The 22,862-nt window shown below is 70.0% G+C and carries 15 protein-coding genes and 1 tRNA gene; 5 read left to right on the plus strand and 11 right to left on the minus strand.

Features of this window, described 5'->3' with window-relative positions; translation table 11 throughout:
• Positions 1-112: 112 nt before the first annotated feature.
• A tRNA-Leu gene (locus RB628_RS21745) sits at positions 113-195 on the minus strand.
• 96 nt (positions 196-291) lie between these two features.
• Between RB628_RS21745 and RB628_RS21750 the strand changes: the two genes are divergently transcribed.
• Positions 292-948, plus strand: coding sequence for an ANTAR domain-containing response regulator (locus RB628_RS21750; protein ID WP_318322175.1), 657 nt, complete (start codon positions 292-294; stop codon positions 946-948).
• An 82-nt stretch (positions 949-1,030) separates the two neighbouring features.
• Here RB628_RS21750 and RB628_RS21755 read toward each other — a convergent pair whose 3' ends face one another.
• The 7 genes from RB628_RS21755 to RB628_RS21785 form a co-directional block, all read right to left on the minus strand.
• Positions 1,031-1,747: an ABC transporter ATP-binding protein gene (locus RB628_RS21755; protein WP_318322176.1), complete on the minus strand. Its 717-nt coding sequence runs from the start codon at positions 1,745-1,747 to the stop codon at positions 1,031-1,033.
• Positions 1,744-2,652, minus strand: a complete 909-nt coding sequence (locus RB628_RS21760) for an ABC transporter ATP-binding protein (protein WP_318322177.1) — start codon at positions 2,650-2,652, stop codon at positions 1,744-1,746. Before RB628_RS21760 ends, RB628_RS21755 begins: the two co-directional genes overlap by 4 nt.
• 5 nt (positions 2,653-2,657) lie before the next feature.
• Complete coding sequence (locus RB628_RS21765; protein ID WP_318322178.1) at positions 2,658-4,484, minus strand: ABC transporter permease subunit; 1,827 nt, start codon at positions 4,482-4,484, stop codon at positions 2,658-2,660.
• 5 nt (positions 4,485-4,489) lie between these two features.
• The gene (locus tag RB628_RS21770; RefSeq protein ID WP_318322179.1) at positions 4,490-5,422 is read right to left on the minus strand and encodes a branched-chain amino acid ABC transporter permease; all 933 of its coding nucleotides are present in this window, start codon (positions 5,420-5,422) and stop codon (positions 4,490-4,492) included.
• A 116-nt stretch (positions 5,423-5,538) separates the two neighbouring features.
• Positions 5,539-6,771, minus strand: coding sequence for a branched-chain amino acid ABC transporter substrate-binding protein (locus RB628_RS21775; RefSeq protein ID WP_318322180.1), 1,233 nt, complete (start codon positions 6,769-6,771; stop codon positions 5,539-5,541).
• A gap of 1,377 nt (positions 6,772-8,148) precedes the next feature.
• A complete protein-coding gene (locus RB628_RS21780; RefSeq protein WP_318322181.1) occupies positions 8,149-8,613 on the minus strand; it encodes a hotdog fold thioesterase in 465 nt (154 codons plus the stop codon).
• Positions 8,614-8,681: 68 nt separating this feature from the next.
• Positions 8,682-10,973, minus strand: coding sequence for an FdhF/YdeP family oxidoreductase (locus RB628_RS21785; RefSeq protein WP_318322182.1), 2,292 nt, complete (start codon positions 10,971-10,973; stop codon positions 8,682-8,684).
• A 176-nt stretch (positions 10,974-11,149) separates the two neighbouring features.
• Here RB628_RS21785 and polA point away from each other — a divergent pair, with 176 nt between their 5' ends.
• On the plus strand, positions 11,150-13,876 hold the full coding sequence (gene polA, locus RB628_RS21790) for a DNA polymerase I (protein ID WP_318322183.1): 2,727 nt from the start codon (positions 11,150-11,152) through the stop codon (positions 13,874-13,876).
• A 1,056-nt stretch (positions 13,877-14,932) separates the two neighbouring features.
• Here the strand turns inward: polA and RB628_RS21795 are convergent.
• Positions 14,933-15,895 (minus strand): DUF4184 family protein, encoded by a 963-nt coding sequence (locus RB628_RS21795; RefSeq protein ID WP_318322184.1) that lies wholly within the window; start codon positions 15,893-15,895, stop codon positions 14,933-14,935.
• 440 nt (positions 15,896-16,335) lie between these two features.
• Here RB628_RS21795 and RB628_RS21800 point away from each other — a divergent pair, with 440 nt between their 5' ends.
• The 3 genes from RB628_RS21800 to RB628_RS21810 all read left to right on the plus strand — a co-directional run bounded on the left by RB628_RS21800 (position 16,336) and on the right by RB628_RS21810 (position 19,452).
• Entirely contained in the window at positions 16,336-18,123 is a 1,788-nt protein-coding gene (locus RB628_RS21800; RefSeq protein ID WP_318322185.1) for a lytic transglycosylase domain-containing protein, read from the plus strand.
• A gap of 171 nt (positions 18,124-18,294) precedes the next feature.
• The gene (locus RB628_RS21805; RefSeq protein WP_318322186.1) at positions 18,295-18,429 is read left to right on the plus strand and encodes an SPW_0924 family protein; all 135 of its coding nucleotides are present in this window, start codon (positions 18,295-18,297) and stop codon (positions 18,427-18,429) included.
• A 30-nt stretch (positions 18,430-18,459) separates the two neighbouring features.
• Positions 18,460-19,452, plus strand: a complete 993-nt coding sequence (locus tag RB628_RS21810) for a DUF3068 domain-containing protein (protein WP_318322187.1) — start codon at positions 18,460-18,462, stop codon at positions 19,450-19,452.
• On the opposite strand, the gene hrpB is transcribed toward RB628_RS21810, so the two are convergent.
• Positions 19,442-21,973: an ATP-dependent helicase HrpB gene (hrpB, locus tag RB628_RS21815; protein ID WP_318322188.1), complete on the minus strand. Its 2,532-nt coding sequence runs from the start codon at positions 21,971-21,973 to the stop codon at positions 19,442-19,444. The two genes, RB628_RS21810 and hrpB, sit on opposite strands and share 11 nt — an antisense overlap.
• A gap of 73 nt (positions 21,974-22,046) precedes the next feature.
• A complete protein-coding gene (locus RB628_RS21820; RefSeq protein WP_318322225.1) occupies positions 22,047-22,859 on the minus strand; it encodes a class I SAM-dependent methyltransferase in 813 nt (270 codons plus the stop codon).
• Positions 22,860-22,862 lie beyond the last annotated feature (3 nt).

Genomic DNA, 22,862 nt, shown 5'->3' on the forward strand with positions numbered 1-22,862 from the left:
ATGAACCCCAACTTCCCCTGCAATCACGGACTCCACGCTACGAGGGGAGGGACACGACGACACACAGCAAAAAGCGGATGTTCACGCGAACGTGAGCATCCGCTTCCGAGCGTGCCGGGTGCGGGATTCGAACCCGCAAGCCCTCTCAGGCAGAGGTGTTTGAGACCTCCGTGTATGCCATTCCACCAACCCGGCCAGGCGCTGACGCGAGTGTACCGGGTCACCGCAGATCCCCGCCGCTAGGTAGGCTGCAAAGCAGCAGCAGTGCCCGGCCCGTAACAAGGAGCCCCCGTGACCGCCCCCGAGTCGCCCCAGCCCGCAGACGCGCCCGACGACGACAAGTCGCACGTGCCTCCGCTGACGACCCGTGTCGTCATTGCCGAGGACGAGGCGCTCATCCGGCTCGATCTCAAGGAGATGCTCGAAGAGGAGGGCTACTCCGTCGTCGGTGAGGCCGGTGACGGTGAGGAGGCCGTGGAGCTAGCCCGTGAGCACCGCCCCGACCTCGTCATCCTCGATGTGAAGATGCCCAAGCTCGACGGCATCTCGGCGGCCGAGAAGATCGCCGCGGAGTCCATCGCCCCGGTGCTGATGCTGACCGCCTTCTCGCAGCGCGACCTCGTCGAGCGGGCCCGGGACGCCGGAGCCATGGCGTACCTCGTGAAGCCGTTCAGCAAGAGCGATGTCGTGCCGGCGATCGAGATGGCGGTGTCGCGGTTCAACGAGCTGCGGACGCTGGAGAAGGAGATCGCGGATCTCACTCTGCGACTGGAGACCCGCAAGCTCGTCGACCGTGCCAAGTCGGTCCTTCAGACGGAGTACGGGCTGACCGAGCCCGCCGCGTTCCGGTGGATCCAGAAGACGTCGATGGACCGGCGTATGTCCATGCAACAGGTCGCCGAGGCGGTCATCGCGGACGCCGAGGAGAAGAAGGCGGCGAAGGGCTAGTCGCCGGCCCGGACAGCGTAAGAGGCCCGCGCCCCTGACAAGGGGGTGCGGGCCTCTTCGTAGTACCTCTTCCGGGGCGGGCTCAGTCCTCGCCCAGGTAGGCCTTCCGCACGGATTCGTCGTGCAGCAGGTCCTGCCCGGTGCCGGAGAGCACGATCTTGCCGATCTCCATGACGTGTCCCTGGTCGGCGAGGGAGAGCGCCGCCTGGGCGTTCTGCTCGACGAGGAGGATGGTCGTGCCGGAGGCCTTGAGTTCGGCGATGGTGGCCATGATCTTCTGCATCATGATCGGCGAGAGGCCCATGGAGGGTTCGTCGAGCATCAGCAGCTTGGGCTGGGACATGAGCGCGCGGCCCATGGCCAGCATCTGCTGTTCACCGCCCGACAAGGTGCCTGCGGCCTGCTTGCGGCGTTCTCCGAGGATGGCGAAGAGGTCGTAGGCGCGCTGGATGTCCTTCTCGATGCCCGCTTTGTCGTTGCGGAGGAAGGCGCCGAGCCGGAGGTTGTCCTCGATGGTCATGCGGGGGAAGATGTGCCGCCCCTCGGGGGAGTGGGCGAGACCGAGGGAGACGATCTGGTGGGCGGGGGTCTTCTTCAGTGATTTGCCGTCGAACTTGATCTGGCCTCCGACGGGCTTGAGGAGGCCCGAGAGGGTGCGCAGTGTGGTGGTCTTGCCGGCGCCGTTGGTGCCGATGAGGGTGACCACCTGGCCGGCTTCGACCTTGAAGGAGATGCCCTTGACGGCTTCGATCTTGCCGTAGGCGACCCGGAGGTCCTCGACTTCCAGGAGTGCGGTCATCGGTCGGTCTCCTTGCCGGGCGCGGCGTCCTTGGTGGTCTCGGCGTGTGCCTCGGCTGCCTCGACTTCGGTGACCTCCTCGGCGCCGGGGGCGCCTTCGAAGGGTTCTCCGAGGTAGGCGGCGATGACGCGCTCGTCGCCCTGCACGGTCGCGCTGTCGCCTTCGACGAGTTTTTCGCCCTGGACGAGGACGGCGACGCGGTCGCAGAGGTTGAAGATGAACCGCATGTCGTGCTCGATGACGAGTACGGCGATGCCCTGGTCGCGGATGGCGAAGACGAGTTCTTCGGTGGCGCGGGTTTCCTGCGGGTTCATGCCTGCGGTGGGCTCGTCGAGGAGGAGCAGGCCGGGTTCGCTGGCCAGGGCTCGTGCGATCTCGAGCTTGCGCTGTTCGCCGTAGGGGAGGTTCCTGGAGAGGTGGTCGCGCTTGTGGGCGAGGCCGATGAACTCGAGGAGTTCCATGGCGCGTTCTTCGGATGCCTTCTCGGCCTTCTTGAAGCCGGGGCCGCGCAGGAGTGCGGACCAGAGGCCTTCTTTGGTGCGGGTGTGGCGGCCGACGAGTACGTTTTCGAGGACCGTCATGTTGGCGAAGAGACGGATGTTCTGGAACGTGCGTGCGACGCCGGCCGCGGTGACCTTGAAGGACTTGGGCGGCAGGACGGTGCCTTTGTAGCGGACTTCTCCCTCGGTGGGGATGTAGAGGCCGGTGAGGCAGTTGAAGAAGGTCGTCTTGCCGGCGCCGTTGGGGCCGATGAGTCCGACGATCTCGCCGCTGTTGACGGTGAGGTCCACGTTGCGTACGGCGGTGAGGCCGCCGAAGCGCATGGTGACGCCGCGGGCGTCGAGTACGACCTCGCTGGGGGCGGTGGCGCCGGAGGCGGCGGCCGGGGTGGTGTCGGTAGTCATGGTGATCAGGCCCCTGCCTTGCTGAGGACTGTGGGCGCTTCCGCGTCTTCGTGGAATTCGAGCTGGCGGCGCCGGTTCGGGATGAGGCCCTCGGGGCGGAAGCGCATGAGCAGGACGAGTGCGAGTCCGAAGGCGAGGAGCTGGTAGTCGTCGAGGAACTGCAGTTTGGCCGGGATGAGGTAGAGCAGTGCGGCGCCGACGAGGGGTCCGCTGATGGTGCCCATGCCGCCGAGGACGACCGCTGCGAGCAGGAACGCCGAGTTCGGGGGGACCACGGCGGCGAACGTGTACTGCTCGGGGGTCACGGTGTAGGTGACGTGTGCCTGGACCGTACCGGCGAGGCCGGCGAGGGCCGCGCCGAGGGCGAAGGCGATGAGCTTGACGCGGAAACCGTTGATGCCCATGGCGAGAGCGGCGGTCTCGTCCTCCCGGATGGCGATCCAGGCGCGGCCGATACGGGAGTCGCTGCTGCGGCGGAAGACGACCACGACGATCAGCGTGATGAGAAGCATCAGCAGGAAGTAGTTGGCGAAGCGGGCGATGGTGAAGCCGGCGAAGGTGTGTTCCGCGCCGAAGTCGAAGCCGAGGATGTTGAGGTTCGGGATCGACGCGATGCCGTTGGAGCCGTTGGTGATGTCCGGGCCCGAGGTGCCGTCCATGTTGAGGACGGCGATGCGGAAGATCTCACCGAAGCCGAGGGTCACGATGGCGAGGTAGTCGCCGCGGAGCCGCAGGGTCGGGGCGCCGATGAGGACGCCGAAGACCATGGCGACGGCGGCGCCGAGCAGGGCGGAGGCCCAGAACGGGAGTTGGATGTCGAACGGGGAGGAGGGGGAGCCGGAGACCATGGCCGCGGTGTAGGCGCCGACGCCGAGGAAGGCGACGTATCCGAGGTCGAGGAGGCCGGCGAGGCCGACGACGATGTTCAGGCCGAGGGCGACGGTGGCGAAGATCAGGATGTAGACGCCGATTGTCGCGTACTGGTCGTCGGACTGGGTGAAGGGGAAGGCCGCGGCGGCGAGGAACGCGCCGAGCATCGTCACGTTGCGGTGTTTCGCGGTGACGGCGGAGACCCTGCTGATGAGTCCGGCCTTGGCGACGGCGGCGAAGCCGAAGCCGGTGGTGATCAGGAAGCCGACGAAGAGTTCGTCGTACTCGGTGCCGATGCCGTAGGTGAAGATGGTCAGGCCGAGGCCGAGTACCGCGACGATGATCAGGATCTCGGCGTATGAGGGCAGCTTCGGTGCCGGGGTGGGGGTGCCGGAGACGAACGCGGCCTTGAAGACGCTGACGGTGTTGCGTACGTCGAGGAGGAGCCGCTCGCGGGGGGTGTCCTCGGGGTCGGCGATGTCGGGTTCCGGCCGCTGGAACGGCAGGGCGAGTGCGCCGAGGAGGGAACCGAGGGTGGCGATGGCGGCGATGTAGCCGCCGGGTTCGAGGTTGACGAGGCCGCCGAGCTGGAGGGTGATCGCGATGACCGTGTACCAGGCGGTGGCGAAGGTGCCGAGTGCGGCGAGTTTGAGGGCGCTGGAGGCGCCGGCGGGTACCAGCCAGCCGAGGCCCTTGACGCCGTACGAGGCGAGGCCGAACAGGGTGGTGAGGAGGCCGCCGATGAGGACGAGGACCTGGAGTCCGCCCGGGTAGCCGTAGACGGTGAGGTCACCGGGGAATTCGGAGGTCCAGGTCCAGGCGAGGAAGGCGGAGACGACGGTGAGGGCGCCGCCGCCGGTGGCGAGTGCGCGACCGATGATGGGGGGGATGGCGACGAGGCCCTTGTCGGTTCCCGGGGTCGGGGTGCTGGGCGTCTCGGGTGTGGTGGTCTGTGTGGTCATCGGTGTCACGCCCTGTCCGCCACGCGCTCGCCGAGCAGGCCCTGTGGCCTGAACAGGAGCACGAGGATGAGGAGTACGAAGGCCCAGACGTTGGCCCAGGACTGGCCGCCGAGCTGCGCCATGCCGGGGACGTCGGCGATGTAGGCGGTGGCCATGGTTTCTGCGAGGCCGAGGACGAGGCCGCCGATCATGGCTCCGTAGATGTTGCCGATGCCGCCGAGGACTGCGGCGGTGAAGGCCTTGAGGCCGAGGATGAAGCCCATGCGGAAGTCGATCTGGCCGTACTTGAGGCCGTAGGCCAGGCCTCCGACGGCGGCGAAGGCGGCACCGAGGGCGAAGGCGACCACGATGATCTGGTCGGTGTTGATGCCCATGAGCTTGGCGGTGTCCGGGTCCTGGGCGGTGGCCTGCATTCCGCGTCCGGTTCGGGTCTTCATCACGAAGTAAGCAAGGATTGCCATGCTGATGGGGGCGGCGGTGAAGAGGAAGACGTCGCCGGTCTGGATGGTGACGCTGCCGATCTCGAAGGGTCCGCCGGGGATGTTGGGGAAGGTGATGGCGGACTTGGCGTTCGGGTACCAGGCCCATACCGCCTGCTGGAGGGCGAGGGAGAGGCCGATGGCGGTGATGAGGGGGGCGAGGCGTGGTGCGCCGCGCAGCGGGCGGTAGGCGAACCGTTCGGCTCCCACGGCGATCGTGGTGGAGACGAGGATGGCGCCGATGAGCATGAGGGGCAGCGCCAGCCACATGGTGGTGCCGTCGGGCAGGATGTACAGGTAGACCGTGAGAGCGCCGAAGGCTCCGGTCATGAAGATCTCGCCGTGGGCGAAGTTGATGAGCTGGACGATGCCGTAGACCATTGTGTAGCCGATGGCGACGAGCCCGTACATGGATCCCAGTAGCAGGCCGTTGACCAGCTGCTGCGGCAGTTCGTTCACCGCATGTCCTCCGAGACGTTCGGATGTCGGATGTTCGACGGATGTGGCCGGATGTGAGTGCGCGCGGGGCGCCTGTGGTGCGGCGCCCCGCGCGGCTCTTCCGTGGTGCGGGTGGGTCAGCCTGTGTAGGTACCGGACTTCACGGAGCTCCAGGCACCGTTCTCGATCGCGTAGACGGTGAGCTGCTTGTTGGTGGCGTCACCGTACTCGTCGAAGGCGACCTTGCCGGTCACACCGTCGAAGGAGACGTTCTGCATGGCCTCGGTGACCTTGGCGCGGGCGTCGTCCGGGAGCTTGCCGTCGTTGTCCTCGACGACCTTCTTCACGGCCTCGATGATCGCCCAGGCGGAGTCGTAGGAGTAGCCGCCGTACGCCTCGAAGGCCTCCTTGTAGCCCTCGGCCTTGTAGTTGGCGACGAACTCCTTGGCGGAGGCGAGTTCCTCGACCGGCGCGCCGACGGAGGTGGCGAGGTCGCCGGTGGCGCTGTCGCCGGCCAGCTTGATGAATTCGCCGCTGTAGATGCCGTCGCCGCCGACGAGCGGGATCTTGGCGCCAGCGGCCTTGATCTGCTTGCTGAGCGGGCCGGCCTGCGGGTATTCGCCGCCGTAGTAGACGACGTCCGCGCCGGAGCTCTTCACCTGGGTGGCGACCGCGGAGAAGTCCTTGGTCTCGGGGTCGATGTGCTGGGTGCCGACCACCGTGCCGCCGAGCTTCTTGAACTCCTCGGTGAAGGTGGCGGCCAGGCCGGCGCCGTAGGTCTTCTTGTCGTCGATGACGAAGACCTTTTTCTTCTTGGAGTCGTTGTAGACGTACTGCGCGGCGAACGGGCCCTGGATGGCGTCCGTGGTCGACGTGCGGAAGTACGACTTGTACGGGCGGGTCTTCGTGCCGCCGTTCCAGTCCGTGCCCTGGGTGAGGGCCGGGTTGGTGTTGGCGGGGGAGACCTCGACGAGCTTGGCGTCGTCGAAGATCTTCTGCATGGACTCGGCGACGGAGGAGTTCAGCGGTCCGACTACGCCGAGCACCTCCTTGTCCGCGACCAGCTTGGTGGCGTTCTGCTGGCCCGAGGAGGGCAGTGCCTGGTCGTCGAGGGCTTCGATCTTGAAGGTGATGCCGTCGACGTACTTCTGCTCGTTGGCCTGCTTGGCGGCGAGGTCGACGGAGTTCTTGATGCCGAGGCCCAGTGCGGAGAGGTCACCGGTCAGCGGGGCGTCGACACCTATGGTCACGGTGGTGCCACCGCTGCCGGAGTCCGAACCACCGTCGTCGTCGCGTGAGCCGCAGGCGGTGAGGGTGAGAGCTCCTGCCGCCAATGTGGCGGTAATGGCGATGAGCGAACGTTGACGCACGATCAGTCCTTTCGTGGCGCGTCCCTTCCCCGTGGAAGCGACTGAGTCGAGCGCTGGGCCGAAACGACTTCGAGCCGATGACGCGGTGACTGGCCGTGACTCTAAGCCTGGTCTGAGCGTGCAGGCGTTACGTGGGCTGGCTTGTGACTTTCTTGTTATGACGTGCTGGTTGATGATCCTCGGGATGAAGGCGGTTCCGCCCGTATTGGGGGGTGTTGTACGCGGTCCGCATTTTGAGAATTTGCACTTCCGGTTGCCCGTGGGCTTGGCCTTGAGGGCACCGGGCCGCAGGCGGCGTGGAGAAGCTCGGAGAGGTCCTGAGGGTAGGCGCCGCCGAAGATGAAACTGTGATGCTGCATTGCGCGCGTGTTACGCAGCGTTACGTCGAGGAAGGGCATGCCCGCGTCGAGGGGTAAGCCCGAGCAGTCGACCACGGATATCTGAACGGTGATCCGACGGGTGGTCCCGGCGTGGATGGTGGAGCTCTCGTCGGGTGAGATGCGAGCGGTGAGACCGTCGAAGGCGGCGCCGGTGACGCGCAGGGTGACGGGAGGCCCGCTGTGGACAGTCACCGCGAACCGGAACAGGCCGCTGGCGGGCGCGGAGTCGAAGGTCGCGGCGAGTCCCGTGTACCGGAAGGTGGTGACGTTCGCGGGCCAGGGCATGGGCGTGAGGGTGTTGGTGGGTGCGGACGGTACCGGGGGCAGCACGACGATGACTGCTGCCGTCGTGGCGGCGAGCGCGGCGGTACCGACAACAGCTCTGCGGACGCGCGGCGGCAGCGCTTGCCAACGGTCCGTGAAGCGTGGTGTGTCGGCACCGATGACTTCGTAAGTCTCTTGCCCGTCCGGTGAGTTGACGGGTTCGACGGGCCCGATGCCGGTCATGGTCGCAGCCTCATGGGGGAACGGTAGTGGGGGGTTGGGGGGTGGGCAACGGGGGCCTTTGGCGGTGGGGCGGGAGGTCGGGGCCGGCCGTGTTTCCCCCGCCCGTCCGTTTGCCGTATCCGTTCGGTGCGGGGCCAGGTGTCTTGGCGCGTCCGGCGTTTGAGGACAGGGTTTGGACAGGGTTCCTTCAGCGCGAGCTCCTCCCGTCCACCCCCACCATCCTTACGGTCCCAGGAGAGCCCTCTCCAGCGCCGGCCGGTACCCCCAGCCTGTCCGGCGTTTGGGGACATGGCCTGTTCAACCCCGGTTTCTGTCCCGCCCGCCCACCCCCGCCGTCCCGACGGCCCAGGCGGAGCCTCTCCAGCGTCCCCGGCACCATCCAGCCTGTCCGGCGTTTGAGGACAGGGCTCGTTCAGGGCCGTAGGAGGGGACTGGGGGCGCAGCCCGCAGGGGTGGGACGGGTCGGGGCGGCGGGGGCGAGACCTCTCCCTCAGCCAGTCGCGGCCGCGTCCCGCAGCAGGCACGTCAAACGCGCCGTGCACACGCGCTTGTCGGCCTCGTCCGTGATCACGATCTCGTACGTCGCCGTGGTCCGCCCCCGGTGCACCGGCGTGGCCACGCCGGTGACCAGGCCGGAGCGGGCCCCGCGATGATGGGTGCAGTTCAGGTCCACGCCGACGGCGATCTTCGTGCTGCCCCCGTGCAGCATCGCCCCGACCGACCCGAGCGTCTCGGCCAGCACCGCGGACGCGCCCCCGTGGAGCAGCCCGTACGGCTGTGTGTTGCCCTCGACGGGCATCGTGCCGACGACACGGTCGGCGGACGCCTCCACGATCTGGACGCCCATCCGGTTGCCCAGGTGTCCCGCGGAGAACATGGCGACCACGTCGACCCCGAGTGCCGTGTACTCGTCGATGACCTTTTGCGGGAACTTCACGTGTTGCTGCTCACCCATGGGCCCGGCTCCGTTCGTCGTGGTCGGTACGGCGTCCGCACGCCTACCTCCAGCTGCTGAGCAAACGCTCAGTCGGTCGCCGATTGTTCCAGACGCACGACCACGGACTTGCTGGCCGGGGTGTTGCTGGTGTCCGCGGTGGCGTCCAGCGGGACCAGGACGTTGGTCTCCGGGTAGTAGGCCGCCGCGCATCCCCGCGCCGTCGGGTAGAACACGATCCGGAAGCCGGGCGCCCGCCGCTCGACGCCGTCCTTCCACTCGCTCACGAGATCGACGTACGACGCGTCGGCGACCCCGAGGGTCCGCGCGTCCTCGGGGTTCACCAGGACGACACGGCGGCCGTTCCTGATGCCTCGGTAGCGGTCGTCCAGGCCGTAGATCGTGGTGTTGTACTGGTCGTGCGAGCGGAGGGTCTGCAGCAGCAGGCGGCCTTCGGGGAGCTCCGGGAACTCGACGGGCGCCGCGGTGAAGTTCGCCTTCCCGGTCGCCGTCGGGAAGCGGCGTTCGTCGCGCGGGGCGTGCGGGAGGGCGAAGCCCGCAGGGCGACCAGCAGGATCGGTCACGCGCGCGTTGAAGTTCTCGAAGCCCGGGATCACGCGTGCGATGCGGTCGCGGACCGTGGCGTAGTCCTTCTCGAACTCCTCCCAGGGCGTGCGGGACTCCTCGCCCAGGACGCGCCGGGCCAGGCGGCAGACGATGGCCGGCTCGGAGAGGAGATGCGTGCTCGCCGGGTCGAGGCGGCCCCGGGAGGCGTGCACCATGCCCATGGAGTCCTCGACCGTCACGAACTGCTCGCCGCTGTCCTGGAGGTCACGCTCGGTGCGGCCGAGCGTCGGCAGGATCAGGGCACGCGCGCCCGTGACGGCGTGCGAGCGGTTCAGCTTCGTCGACACGTGCACGGTCAGGCGGGCGCGGCGCATGGCCGCCTCGGTGACCTCGGTGTCGGGGGAGGCGGAGACGAAGTTGCCGCCCATGGCGAAGAAGACCTTCGCGTCGCCGTCGCGCAGGGCGCGGATGGCCCGTACGACGTCGTAACCGTGTTCGCGGGGCGGGACGAAGCCGAACTCCTTCTCCAGGGCGTCCAGGAAGGCGGGGGCGGGGCGTTCGAAGATGCCCATGGTGCGGTCGCCCTGCACGTTCGAGTGGCCGCGCACCGGGCACACGCCGGCGCCCGGGCGGCCGATGTTTCCGCGCAGGAGAAGGAAGTTGACCACTTCGCGGATGGTGGGCACGGAGTGCTTGTGCTGGGTCAGGCCCATCGCCCAGCACACGATGGTGCGCTCGGAGGCCAGGACCATGCCGAGGGCTTTTTCGATCTCCGCGCGCGTGAGGCCCGTCGCGGTGAGGGTCTCGTCCCAGTCTGCGGCGCGGGCCGCCTCGGCGAACTCCTCGTAGCCGTGGGTGTGTCCGCGGACGAAGGGCTCGTCGACCGCGCCCTGTGTGTCCAGGATGAGCTTGTTGAGGAGACGGAAGAGGGCCTGGTCGCCGCCGATGCGGATCTGCAGGAACAGGTCGTTGAGGGCGGCGCCCTTGAGCATGCCCTGGGGGGTCTGCGGGTTCTTGAAGCGTTCGAGGCCCGCCTCGGGGAGCGGGTTGACGCTGATGATCCGCGCGCCGTTCGCCTTGGCCTTCTCCAGGGCGGAGAGCATCCGGGGGTGGTTGGTGCCGGGGTTCTGGCCGGCGACGATGATCAGATCGGCCTTGTAGAGGTCCTCCAGGTGGACGCTGCCCTTGCCGATGCCGATGGTCTCGGAGAGTGCGGAGCCCGACGACTCGTGGCACATGTTGGAGCAGTCGGGGAGGTTGTTGGTGCCCAGTTCGCGGGCGAACAGCTGGTAGAGGAAGGCCGCCTCGTTGCTGGTGCGGCCCGAGGTGTAGAACAGCGCCTCGTCCGGTGAGCCGAGTGCCTTCAGTTCCCCGGCGACGATGTCGAAGGCGCGGTCCCAGGAGACCGGTTCGTAGCGGTCGGCGCCCTCGGGCAGGTACATGGGGTGGGTGAGGCGGCCCTGCTGGCCCAGCCAGTAGCCGCTGCGGCCGGCCAGGTCGGTCACGGTGTGGGCGGCGAAGAACTCCGGGGTGACACGGCGCAGGGTGGCTTCCTCGGCGACGGCCTTCGCGCCGTTCTCGCAGAACTCCGCCGTGTGCCGGTGGTCCGGATCCGGCCAGGCACAGCCCGGACAGTCGAAGCCGTCCTTCTGGTTGACACGCAGCAGGGTGAGCGCGGTACGGCGGACGCCCATCTGCTGCTGGGCGATGCGCAGCGTGTGGCCGATGGCGGGCAGTCCGGCCACGGCATGTTTCGGCTCGGCGACCTGCGGCGCGTCCTGGACCGGATCACTCTTGGGCGGCTTGCTGGCCATTGCTGAGCCCCTTCGCTTGCGCGTGTCTCTCCGCTTGCACGTGGTGGGCGTGCGCATGGTTCACCTGCGGGTGTGCCACCTCTGCGATCCTCGCACGGGGCAGTGACAACGGCGTAGCAGGTCCTGGACGGCTCAGGCGTCCCGCGTTGTCAGTGGCACGTGGCAGGATCGGGGGCGTGGCAGAAACAGCATCGAAGAAGACCGAGAAGACCTCCGGCACGGGCCGCCCCCGGCTGATGCTCATGGACGGGCACTCGCTGGCGTACCGCGCGTTCTTCGCGCTGCCCGCGGAGAATTTCACGACCGCGACGGGTCAGCCGACGAACGCGATCTACGGCTTCGCGTCGATGCTCGCCAACACGCTGCGCGACGAGGCGCCCACGCACTTCGCGGTGGCGTTCGACGTGTCCCGCAAGACTTGGCGCTCCGCGGAGTTCACGGAGTACAAGGCGAACCGGTCGAAGACCCCGGACGAGTTCAAGGGGCAGGTCGAGCTGATCGGCGAACTGCTGGACGCGATGCACGCGGAGCGGTTCGCGGTCGATGGTTTCGAGGCCGACGACGTCATCGCCACGCTGGCCACGCAGGCCGAGGCCGAGGGCTTCGAGGTGCTGATCGTCACGGGTGACCGGGACTCCTTCCAGCTGGTCACCGAGAACACGACGGTGCTGTATCCGACGAAGGGCGTCTCGGAGCTGACCCGGTTCACTCCGGAGAAGGTCTTCGAGAAGTACGGGTTGACCCCGGCGCAGTACCCGGACTTCGCGGCGCTGCGCGGTGACCCGTCCGACAATCTGCCGGGTATTCCGGGGGTCGGTGAGAAGACGGCGGCGAAGTGGATCAACCAGTTCGGGTCGTTCGCGGACCTGGTCGAGCGGGTCGAGGAGGTCAAGGGCAAGGCCGGGCAGAACCTGCGCGACCACCTGGAGGCCGTCAAGCTCAACCGCCGGCTCACGGAGATGGTGCGGGACGTCGAACTCCCGAAGACGGTCACGGACTTGGCGCGGGCGGCGTATGACCGTACGGCGGTCGCGATGGTCCTCGACACCCTGGAGATCCGGAATCCCTCGCTGCGCGAGCGGCTGCTGGCCGTCGATCCGGGCGCTGAGGAGGCCGAGGCCGGACCGGTCGCCGAGGGCGGTGTCGAGGTGGACGGGGCGGTGCTCGGCGCGGGTGAGCTGGCCCCCTGGCTCGCCGAGCACGGCACGACGGTCCTTGGTGTCGCCACGGTCGGCACCTGGGCGCTCGGCAGTGGCTCGGTCGCCGAGATCGCGCTCGCCGCGCCCGGGGGAGCGGCGGTCTGGTTCGACCCGGCGGAGCTGGACGAGGCCGACGAGAACGCGTTCGCGGCCTGGCTGGCGGGTGCGGACCGGCCCAAGGTTTTCCACAGCGCCAAGGGCGCGATGCGGGTCTTCGCGGAGCACGGCTGGACCGTGGCCGGGGTGAGCATGGACACGGCACTCGCCGCGTATCTGGTCAAGCCGGGCCGCCGTTCCTTCGACCTGGACGCGCTGTCGCTGGAGTACCTCGGCCGTGAGCTGGCGCCCGCGGCGACGGCGGACGGCCAGCTGGCCTTCGGTGCGGACGACGGCGCGGAGGCCGAGTCCCTGATGGTGCAGGCCCGCACGATCGTCGACCTGGGTGAGGCGTTCGGCGAGCGCCTCCAGGAGGTCGGTTCGGCGGATCTGCTGCATGACGTGGAGCTGCCGACCTCGGCGCTGCTGGCCCGCATGGAGCGGCACGGCATCGCGGCGGACCGGGCCCACCTGGAAGCCATGGAGCAGATGTTCGCCGGCGCGGTGCAGCAGGCGGTGAAGGAGGCGCACGCGGCGGTCGGTCACGAGTTCAACCTCGGCTCGCCCAAGCAGCTCCAGGAGGTCCTCTTCGGGGAGCTGGGCCTCCCGAAGACGAAGAAGACGAAGACCGGCTACACGACGGACGCGGACGCCCTGGCGTGGCTGGCGAATCAGACGGACAACGAACTGCCGGTCATCATGCTCCGCCACCGCGAGCAGGCGAAGCTGCGCGTCACCGTCGAGGGCCTGATCAAGACGATCGCGTCGGACGGCCGTATCCACACGACGTTCAACCAGACGGTGGCGGCGACGGGCCGGCTGTCCTCCACGGACCCCAACCTCCAGAACATTCCGGTCCGTACGGACGAGGGCCGGGCGATCCGCCGCGGCTTCGTGGTCGGCGAGGGCTTCGAGTCCCTGATGACCGCGGACTACAGCCAGATCGAACTCCGGGTGATGGCCCACCTCTCGGAGGACGAGGGACTGCTGGAGGCGTTCACGTCCGGCGAGGACCTGCACACCACGGTCGCCTCCCAGGTGTTCGCGGTCGACCGGTCCGCCGTGGACGCGGAGATGCGCCGCAAGATCAAGGCGATGTCGTACGGCCTGGCGTACGGTCTGTCGGCCTTCGGCCTGTCCGGGCAGCTGAACATCGACGCGGGCGAGGCGCGCGGCCTGATGGACACGTACTTCGAACGCTTCGGCGGGGTAAGGGACTATCTGCGCCGGGTCGTCGACGAGGCGCGGGCGACGGGCTACACCGAGACCCTCTTCGGCCGCCGCCGCTACCTCCCCGACCTCAACAGTGACAACCGCCAGCGCCGCGAGATGGCCGAACGCATGGCCCTGAACGCCCCGATCCAGGGCACGGCGGCGGACATCGTCAAGATCGCCATGCTGAACGTGGGCCGGGCACTGGAGAAGGCGGAGCTCAAGTCCCGCATGCTGCTCCAGGTCCACGACGAAATCGTCCTGGAGATCGCCCCGGGCGAGCGCGAGGCAACGGAGGAACTGGTCCGCCGGGAGATGGCGGGCGCGGTGACCCTCCGGGCCCCGCTGGACGTGTCGGTGGGCTCGGGGCTCGACTGGGAGTCGGCGGCGCACTGACGCTCCGCTGGTCAGGCAGTTGGGTGTGCGGTCCGTTGACCGTGAGGCGGTGGCCGGTCGCGCCCGCGCGGCGGAGCCGCATGTCGGCACGGCTCCGCGCCCCTTTGGTACAGGGGGCCGGGTGGCCGCCCCTGGCTCGCCCCGCCCCGCCCTGCCTTCCGGACGGAGCCTGCGGGCGGGTTAGGCCTGACGCGGCCTCCGCCCTGCCGGGGAGCGTCGCCTCTCCGGTGACAGGCGCGAGGGTGCCGACGGGGCGGGGCGAGGCCTGCGGCGCAGGTGTGCGATTCCGAGCCGGGCGGGCGCGCCGAGACCGCAGAGGCAACCGGCCCCGTCTGTGTCGCCCTGGACGCCCCCGCCAGGCACCGGCCGGGGTGCGGCTTCTGGGCCCGTGCCGGGTCCAGTGCAGTCTCTGGTCCTGCCTCGAATCTGGTGCGTCTTCTGTACGCGGTGGGCTCGGTGCGGCTTCTGGGTCCGGGCCGGGCTTGCCTCGCGTTGCCGGGCTTGGTCCGGGCTTCGGGCCGGTATCGGGTCTGGTGCAGCCCCTGGACGCGTACGGCGTCCGGTGCGGCTTCTGGGCCCGCGTCGAGTCCGGTTCGGCTTCTGGGCCTGCGCCGAGTCTGGTGGGCTTCGGCCCGTGCCGGGCCCGGTGCGGCCCGTCGGCGCCGCCCCGGCATCCGACCCGCGCACGCCCCCGCCCGACCCCCGGAGGGCCCGTCACTCGCGTGGCCCCCGCGAACACGCCTCCCCGGAGGCCGCCCGCCAGGATGCGGGCATGGGTATACGCACGCTCACCCGCCGGACGGCCCCCATGCGGCCCTCTCCGGCACCGGCATACGCGGCCGATGCGAGCACCGCCCGCATTCCGGGCGGCAGCCCAGCCACTGTCCCCCTCGGCTGCCGTGCGGACGCGCTCCGGCGTGCACTCGCACCGCGCCCCCGCACCCGCCGTGCCCACCTGGACCCGCGCTCCGGCTTTCCGCTGTCCGGCCGCGCCCAGGCCTGGCGCCTCTGGACCGTCTGGGGGCGCGGGTGGCTGCGTAGGCCGCTACGCGGCGGTCAGCGAGAACCCGCGCGCCCTCCGGCCCGCCCTCCCGCGTGATTCTCCGCCTTCTCCTCTGGACCACCTTCCGCACGGCCTCCCGTACGGTCCACGGCGCGACCTTCTGCGTGACCTTCCATACGGAGGCGATGATGGTCCTGCAGGGCCTGTGTGCCCGCCCGCTCCCCGGAGCGCCAGACCCTGATCCCGGCCGCGTACAGGAGCAGTCCCGGCAGCAGTCCCGCACCGATTCCGAAGCACAACGTCGGGATGACCTCCCACGGCTTTGCCGTCGAACCCCAGTGCGCCCACCAGCGCAGGACCCGCTGTACCGCCCCCACCGCCGCGCAGCCGCCGATCACGGCGCAGGCCAGCCACCGGTCCCGAACGGACAGCAGCGGTACGCCGGTTGGCTCCCCCGCGCGGATCCTCTGTAGCGCGTAGTACACGAACCCGGCGACGGCCACCGCTGCCAGCGCCGAACCGCCGTACTGCAGGTACCAGTACAGAGGTGAGCCCCGCAGCTCGCTGTCCAGGACGGGGAGCAGCCGCACCCCCCACCGGTCGTGGTGCGTGAACGCGTCCCAGACGACATGGGTCAGGGCGCCGAGGGCGGCTGACGCGTACCACTGGAGCATCAGGGACGGTGTCGCCCGCGCGCGTGGGGTTCCGCAGCGCAGCAGGGCCGCCGTTCGGCTCTGCCGGGCGCGTGGCAGCAGGGCCACCAGCGGCTCGCGCAGAAACAGCCAGAGGGCGACCAGCGCCCAGGCGACGATCACGTCGATCGTGAAGACGCCCGGGAAGGAGTGGGTGACGGCACCGAACTCCATCGCCTCGGGCAGGACGCTCGCCGCGAAGTAGGTCAGATCGGGGGAGAAGGAGCCGGCGAAGAGTGCCGCCGGTACCAGTCGGCCGCGGCCGGTTCCGTCGGCGCGTACGGCGGGCAGTACGGCCGCCGCATGGCTGAGAGTGAACGGCAAGTGGGCTCCCTGGAGCGGATATCGGCGAGGGCGAACCGCCCCGGTGATCACCGGCGTCCAGTATGCGGGACGCCCGCAGGCTGCGGCGGGCGAGAGAAGGGGCGGTGGAAGGGACGCGTGAAAACCGTGTGTGGGCCACCCGGGTCCGCGGAACGCGACAGATTCACAGTTGGCCAATTGGTGAATATCGGGCACGAACGGGTGTCCGCGCAACACAAGTTGTCGTAGGGTCGCCTGGGTCGGCTTGCTGGGGAGCGTGGCCGAACAGGCAAGCGCACCGAAGGTGTAACGCACAAAGAAGGCGTGAAATCGGGCGAAATGGCCGGTTTGCAGGGCTGGTTGTCATGGTCGGGGCGGGTCGGTATTGATCGGGTCTCGGCGAAAACGGGATAAAAGCAGGCAGAACAGGGCGACTTGTCGCCTACGGGAGGGTTCTCTGTATGGCGGCGTACATCGGCAGGAGGCTCCGCAAGGGAGCGGCGACCACCGCTGTGGCCGCGGCTGCGGTCGCGGCTCTGTCCGCGTCCCAGGCTCCGGGGGTGACGGTCGACGACCAGGGCAGACAGGCCGCCAGTGACTCCCAGCCCACGTCGGAGACCACGGCCGGTGACAGCGCGACCGGCAACTCGCCGTATTACACGGACCTTCCGCCGCTGAACAGTCCGAACCCCAGTCCGAGCCCGTCGCAGTCGTCGACCATAGGCACGCCGGTCTCGCGCGGCGAGGCCGAAGCCGGTATACCCGCGACCGTCCTCGACGCCTACAAGAAGGCCGAGACGGCGCTGGGCACGGCCAAGCCCGGCTGCAATCTGCCCTGGCAGCTCCTCGCCGCCATCGGCAAGGTCGAGTCGGGGCAGGCCCGCGGCGGCAGGGTCGACGCGAACGGCACCACGACCAGCCCGATCCTCGGCCCGCAGCTCGACGGCAACGGCTTCGCGCTCATCAGGGACACCGACAACGGCGCGTACGACGGCAACAGCAGCTACGACCAGGCCGTCGGGCCCATGCAGTTCATCCCGTCCACCTGGGCGTGGGCGGGCCGCGACGGCAACGGCGACGGCAAGGAAGACCCCAACAACATCTACGACGCGGCCCTCGCCGCCGGCCACTACCTGTGCCGGTTCGGCTGGGACCTGTCGACGCAGGCCGACCTCAACCGCGCGATCCTCAGCTACAACCACTCGACGGACTATCTGAACCTCGTCCTGTCGTGGCTGGAGTACTACCGCAAGGGCACGCACGAGGTCCCGGACGGCACGGGCACGCTGCCCGAGAGCCGCAGCGACCCCAACTCCGGGACCGGCACCACGCCGTCGCCGGTCGCGACGACACCGACACCGAGTCCCAGTCCGGACGACACGCCGGGGACCACCACCCCGCCCCCGGTGAAGCCGGCCAAGCCCACTGTGCCGACCCCGGCACCGGTGCCGACACCCACACCCACACCCACACCCACCGACACGGTGCACCATTTGGAGGACGCGGGTACCGCCAAGCTCACCGCGATGGCGGGCGACGCGTTCACCAAGAAGATCAGCACGCGCGCGGAGACCGCGGCCGGCAAGGCGGTCGCCAAGGTCAGGATCCGCTTCACGATCGTCGGCGACACCGACACGACCTTCGCCGGCGGTGAGAGCGTCGCCACGGTCGCCACCGACAGCACCGGAGTCGCCGTCGCTCCCACGCTCAAGGCCGGCGAGAAGACGGGCGACTTCACGGTCCGCGCGATCGTCGTCGGCCGTACGATCGGCGGCCTCGACTACTCGGCCACCGTCACCGCCCGCGCCGCCGACACTCTCGCCCGCACCGGCACCACCGCGCTGACCTGCGTGGCGGGCGGCGAGTTCGCCGACCAGGTCGAACTGAAGGCCACGTACGACGGCGCCGTCGCGGACGGCGTCGCGGCCACCGCGACCCTGGTCACAGCGGCCGACGACGCGACCGTGAACGACAAGGGCCCCTACTTCAAGGACGCGGACAGCAAGACGGTCCGCACCCTCACGGGCCTCGAAACGGACGCGAACGGCCTGCTCAAGCTGCCGAAGCTGTACGCGGACGACACCACCGGCACCTTCCTGCTCCGCATCACCACCACCGGCGGTGCCACCCTCACGGTCGAGCTGACGGTGACGGCGGCACCCACCCCGACGGAATCGGCGACTCCGACGGAATCGGCGACTCCGACGGAGGCCGCCAGCCCGTCGGCTTCCGCCTCCCCGAGCGCGTAACCGTCGTACACGTTCAGTCGTACACGTTCATCCGCACGAAAGCGGCACCCCGTTCACGGCGAGGGGTGCCGCTTTCGCGTGTGCGAGTTGTTCTCATCTCGCACGCCCGTTGCTACGGTGCCCCGACCTGACATCCCATCAGCTCATCGTCGGCAGCCGGGGAGGCCCCGTATGCGTGCCCTGATCGCCGCCGCGGCCGGTCTCGCCGTCGCGCTCGCCTTCGTCCTCGCGATCACAGCCATGGGCGCACCGACGGGTACGACGTCCCCGAAGCCGCTGCTGACCACGGTCCCGTCACACCCGTAGCCGCCGCACCTCTCAGGGAGGGAGGCCGAGATGCGCCGAAGGTCCGGCCTGGTCCTGCTCGCCCTCGCCGTGTTCTTCGCGGCGCTGTCCCCGCTGCTGCGCTGGTACGCCTTCCCGCGCCTCGCCAAGGTCCCGGCGAACCAGTACACGGCCATGGTCCTGGAGGCGAAGGACGCGACCCTTCTCGACTACGACTCGTTCCAAGCCGTGAAGGTCCCCAAGGTCACCATCGTGCAGACCCTCAAGGGCAACGTCGAGGCCTCGGAGAAGATCGAGAGGACGGCGGGGCGGGACGTGGTCGTCTGGGACGGCCTCTCCTATGTCCAGGGGCCCGACGGGAAGATGGTCTCGAAGATCCCCGAGCGCTACATCTTCGACGCGCACACCCAGGAACCGGTCCACGCCACCGGCGAGATGGTCGACGGCGATCCGGTGAAACGGCAGGGCATCGAGTTCAAGTGGCCCTTCCTGACGGAGAAGCGGGACTACGAGTACTTCGACGCGCAGGCACGTGTGACTGCCCCGATCCACTACAAGGGCACGCAGGACTTCCGCGGCGTGTCGGTCTACTACTTCGAGCAGACCATCCCGTGGACGAAGGTCCCCTTCCCCAAGGACCTGCCGGTCAAGGGCGTCACGGCCGAGACGGTCGCCGCGACCGGTACGACCCGCTGGTACACCACGGTCCGCAGGTTCTGGGTGGAGCCGGTCACCGGTGCGCCCGTCTACGGCGAGGAGATCCACCAGGAGGAACTGCGCGGAGGCAGTCTCCTGGGCGGGCGCGAAAAGGTGACGGCCTTCTCCGGGCACGTGAAAATGCGCGAGGACTACATCCAGTCGACGGTCGACCTCGTCAAGTCACAGCGCGGACTGGTCCTGCTGATGACGTCCTACCTGCCCTGGGGCTTCCTGTTCCTGGGCGTGCTCCTGCTGGCCCTCGCCCTCTACCTGGAGGCGCGCGGCCGCAGGCCGGCCGACCCCGCACCCATGGAGGCCTCGGTCCCCGAGCCGGTCACCGCCTGAGCCGCGCGTTCGTGTACCGGGTCGGCTCGGCGGTCGCCGGGTCCTCGGGCCACGGATGCTTCGGATACCGCCCGCGCAGCTCGGCGCGTACGCCCTTGTAGCCGTCCTTCCAGAAGGAGGCGAGGTCGGCGGTGACGGCGGCGGGCCGCCCGGCGGGCGACAGCAGATGCACGAGAACGGGCACACCGGCCACGGCGGGCGACTCCTGCAGCCCGAACATCTCCTGCAACTTCACGGCGAGCACGGGCCGTTCGGGATCGGAGTAATCGATCCGGATTCTGGACCCGCTCGGCACCGCCAACCGCTCGGGCGCGAGCCCGTCGAGACGGCCGGCCTCCCCGGAGGCCCACGGCAGAAGCCGGTTGAGCGCCTGCGCGGCCTCGATCCGCCCCAGGTCGGCCCGCCGTCGCGCCCGGCTCAGCTCGGGCTCCAGCCACTCGTCCACGCGCGCGTGAAGGGCGCTTTCGGAGACGTCGGGCCATGGATCACCCAGCTGCAGATGAAGAAAGGCGAGCCGTTGCCGAAGCGTCCCGGCATCCGCGGACCACCGCAACAGGCCGAGCCCGTCCTCCCGCAGCCCCTCAAGAAGGGCATCGCGTACGAGTACCGGGTCGGGGTCGCGCAGCGTACGCACCGCCAGTTCCACCGCCCCGAGCCGCTCGACCCGCCGGGCGACAACGTCCCCGCCGGCCCAGTGGACCTCCTCGCCCGTGGCGTACAGGGCGTCGGCCGCCGACCGCGCGATGTCCTCGTCGACGGTGGCGGCGAGCCGCACGCGCGCGTGCCCGGCCCCGACCGGCCGGTCCGCCACGGCGACCGCGATCCAGAGCGCGCCCCGCAGCGCCGAACCGTCACCGGCCTCGGCCCGGGTGCCGGACACCATCAGATAGGAGCCCCCCTGAGCCCGGGCGACCCGCTCGGGAAAGGCGAGCGCGGCGACGAGCCCGACGGCGCGGTCGTCCCCGGCGGCCGGGGCGGAGCCGTCGGCGGGGACGCGGGGTGCGGGTGTGGGGTCCGGCGCAGCCGAGCGCAGCCGACGGGCCTCCGTCCGCCAGCGGGCCGCATACGCGTCGTTCCCGCGCCGGGCCGTACGCCAGGCCGCCGCGAGGTCGTCGCCGTACTCCCGCGGCGGCTCCTCGCTCAGCAGTGCGACCACCTCGGCGGCCCGGGCCGCGCCCACCTGGGGGGCTGCGTCCAACAGGGCCCGGGCCAGCCTGGGATGCAGGCCGAGACGGGACATACGGACGCCCCGGTCCGTGGCCCGCCCGGCGGCGTCCACCGCCCCGATCGCCGTCAGTACGGTCCGCGCCGCCGCCATCGCACCGCCCGGCGGCGGGTCCAGCAGGGCCAGCCCGGAGGCATCGGGGTCGCCCCAGCAGGCCGCCTGAAGGGCGAACGCCGTCAGATCGGCCACCTTGATCTCGGGGGACGGAAAGCGCGTCAGACGGGCGTCCTCGGCCTCAGCCCAGCAGCGGTACACCGCCCCCGGTGCCTCACGCCCGGCACGCCCCGCCCGCTGCCGCCCCGCCGCCTGGGATGCCCGTACCGTCGCCAGCGCGCTCAGCCCGCGCGCGTGGTCCACCCTCGGCTCCCGGGTCAGCCCCGAGTCGACGACCACCCGCACACCCGGAACCGTCAGCGACGACTCCGCAACCGAGGTCGCCAGCACCACCCGGCGCCCCGTCCCGCCCGACAGCACCGCGTCCTGCACAGCCGCCGGCGCCCGCCCGTGCACCTGGAGCACCTCCACCGCGGGTCCCAGGTCCCGCAACTGGCCCGTCACGCGCGCGATCTCCCCCACGCCGGGCAGGAAACACAGGACGTCACCCGCACGTTCGACCAGCGCCCGCCGCACCACCGACGCCACATGCGTCAGCAGTGCCGGGTCGACGCGCATACCGTGCGGCGGCCGTACGGGACGTACCGGCGGCGCCCACACCACCTCCACCGGATACGACACGCCCGCCGCCTCGACCACCGGCGCGCCGCCCAGCAGTCCGGCCCAGCCCTCGGCGTCGGTCGTCGCCGACGCGGCCACCAGCCGCAACCCGGGGCGCAACGCCGCCCGTACGTCGACCAGGAACGCCGCCGCCGTGTCCGCGTCCAGGTGCCGTTCGTGGCACTCGTCCAGCACGACCACGTCGACGCCCGGCAACTCCTGGTCCCGCTGCAGCCGTTGCAGCAGCACACCGGTCGTGACGACCTCCACACGCGTGCGTGGACCGACCACCCGCTCCCCGCGCACGGTGTACCCCACGCTCGCGCCGACCCGCTCGCCCAGCAGCCACGCCATCCGCCGCGCCGCCGCCCGCGCGGCGATCCGCCTCGGCTCGGCGACCACGACCCGCCGCGCCGGCCCGCCGTCCTCCAGCAGCCCCGCCAGTGCCAGCGGCACCAGCGTCGTCTTGCCGGTACCGGGCGGAGCCACGAGGACGGCGGTGCCGTGCGCGTCCAGGGCGTCGGTCAGACCGGGCAGGGCACCGCGTACGGGCAGGACGTCCAGAGCGTCGTAACGGATCACGTCCCCCAGTGTCGTACGTCCACGGAAAACGCCCTCCACGCGTGCGTGGAGGGCGTTGGCGGAGCGGGCTGCCTCAGTCGCGCTCGCACACGAAGATCGCCGTCCCCGGGATGAGGTTGCCGCGCAGTGGGGACCAGCCGCCCCACTCGGACGTGTTCCAGGCCGGCCACTCCGGCTCGACCAGGTCCTTCAGGTGGAAGCCGCCCGCCACGACGTCCCGGACACGGTCGCCGATCGTCCTGTGGTGCTCGACGTACACGGCGTTGCCGTCGTCGTCCTGCTCGACGTACGGCGTGCGGTCGAAGTACGAACCCGAGACGGACAGGCCCTCCGGGCCGGGCTCGTCCGGAAACGCCCAGCGGACCGGGTGCGTCACCGAGAAGACGAAGCGCCCGCCCGGGCGCAGCACCCGCCGCACCTCGCGCAGTACCAGCACCGGATCGGCGACGAAGGGCATGGCCCCGTACGCCGAGCACACCAGGTCGAAGGAGCCGTCCGCGAAGGGCAGGGCACCGGCGTCGGCCTCCACCAGCGGGACACTGCCGCCGATCCGCAGAGCGTGCTGGAGCTGACGGTGGGAGAGGTCCAGGGCCACCGGTCGGGCGCCCTGGGCGGCCAGCCAGCGTGAGCACTGGGCCGCGCCGGCGCCGATCTCCAGGACGTCCTTGCCCTTGAGGTCCTCGGCCGGGCCGAGGAGTTCGGCCTCCACCTCGTCGAGGCCCTCGGGGCACCAGACGAACCGGTCGTCGCCGAGGAAGGTGCCGTGCTCGTTCTGGTAGTCGTCCGCGTTCCGGTCCCACCAGCCCCGGTTGGCCCGGGAGCTCTCGGTGACTCCGGCGGAACGCCGCGTGGCCTCAGGCTCGGACGATTCGGGCTCTTGGATGATCGG

It is taken from the genome of Streptomyces sp. ADMS (assembly GCF_033441795.1).
Lineage (GTDB): Bacteria > Actinomycetota > Actinomycetes > Streptomycetales > Streptomycetaceae > Streptomyces.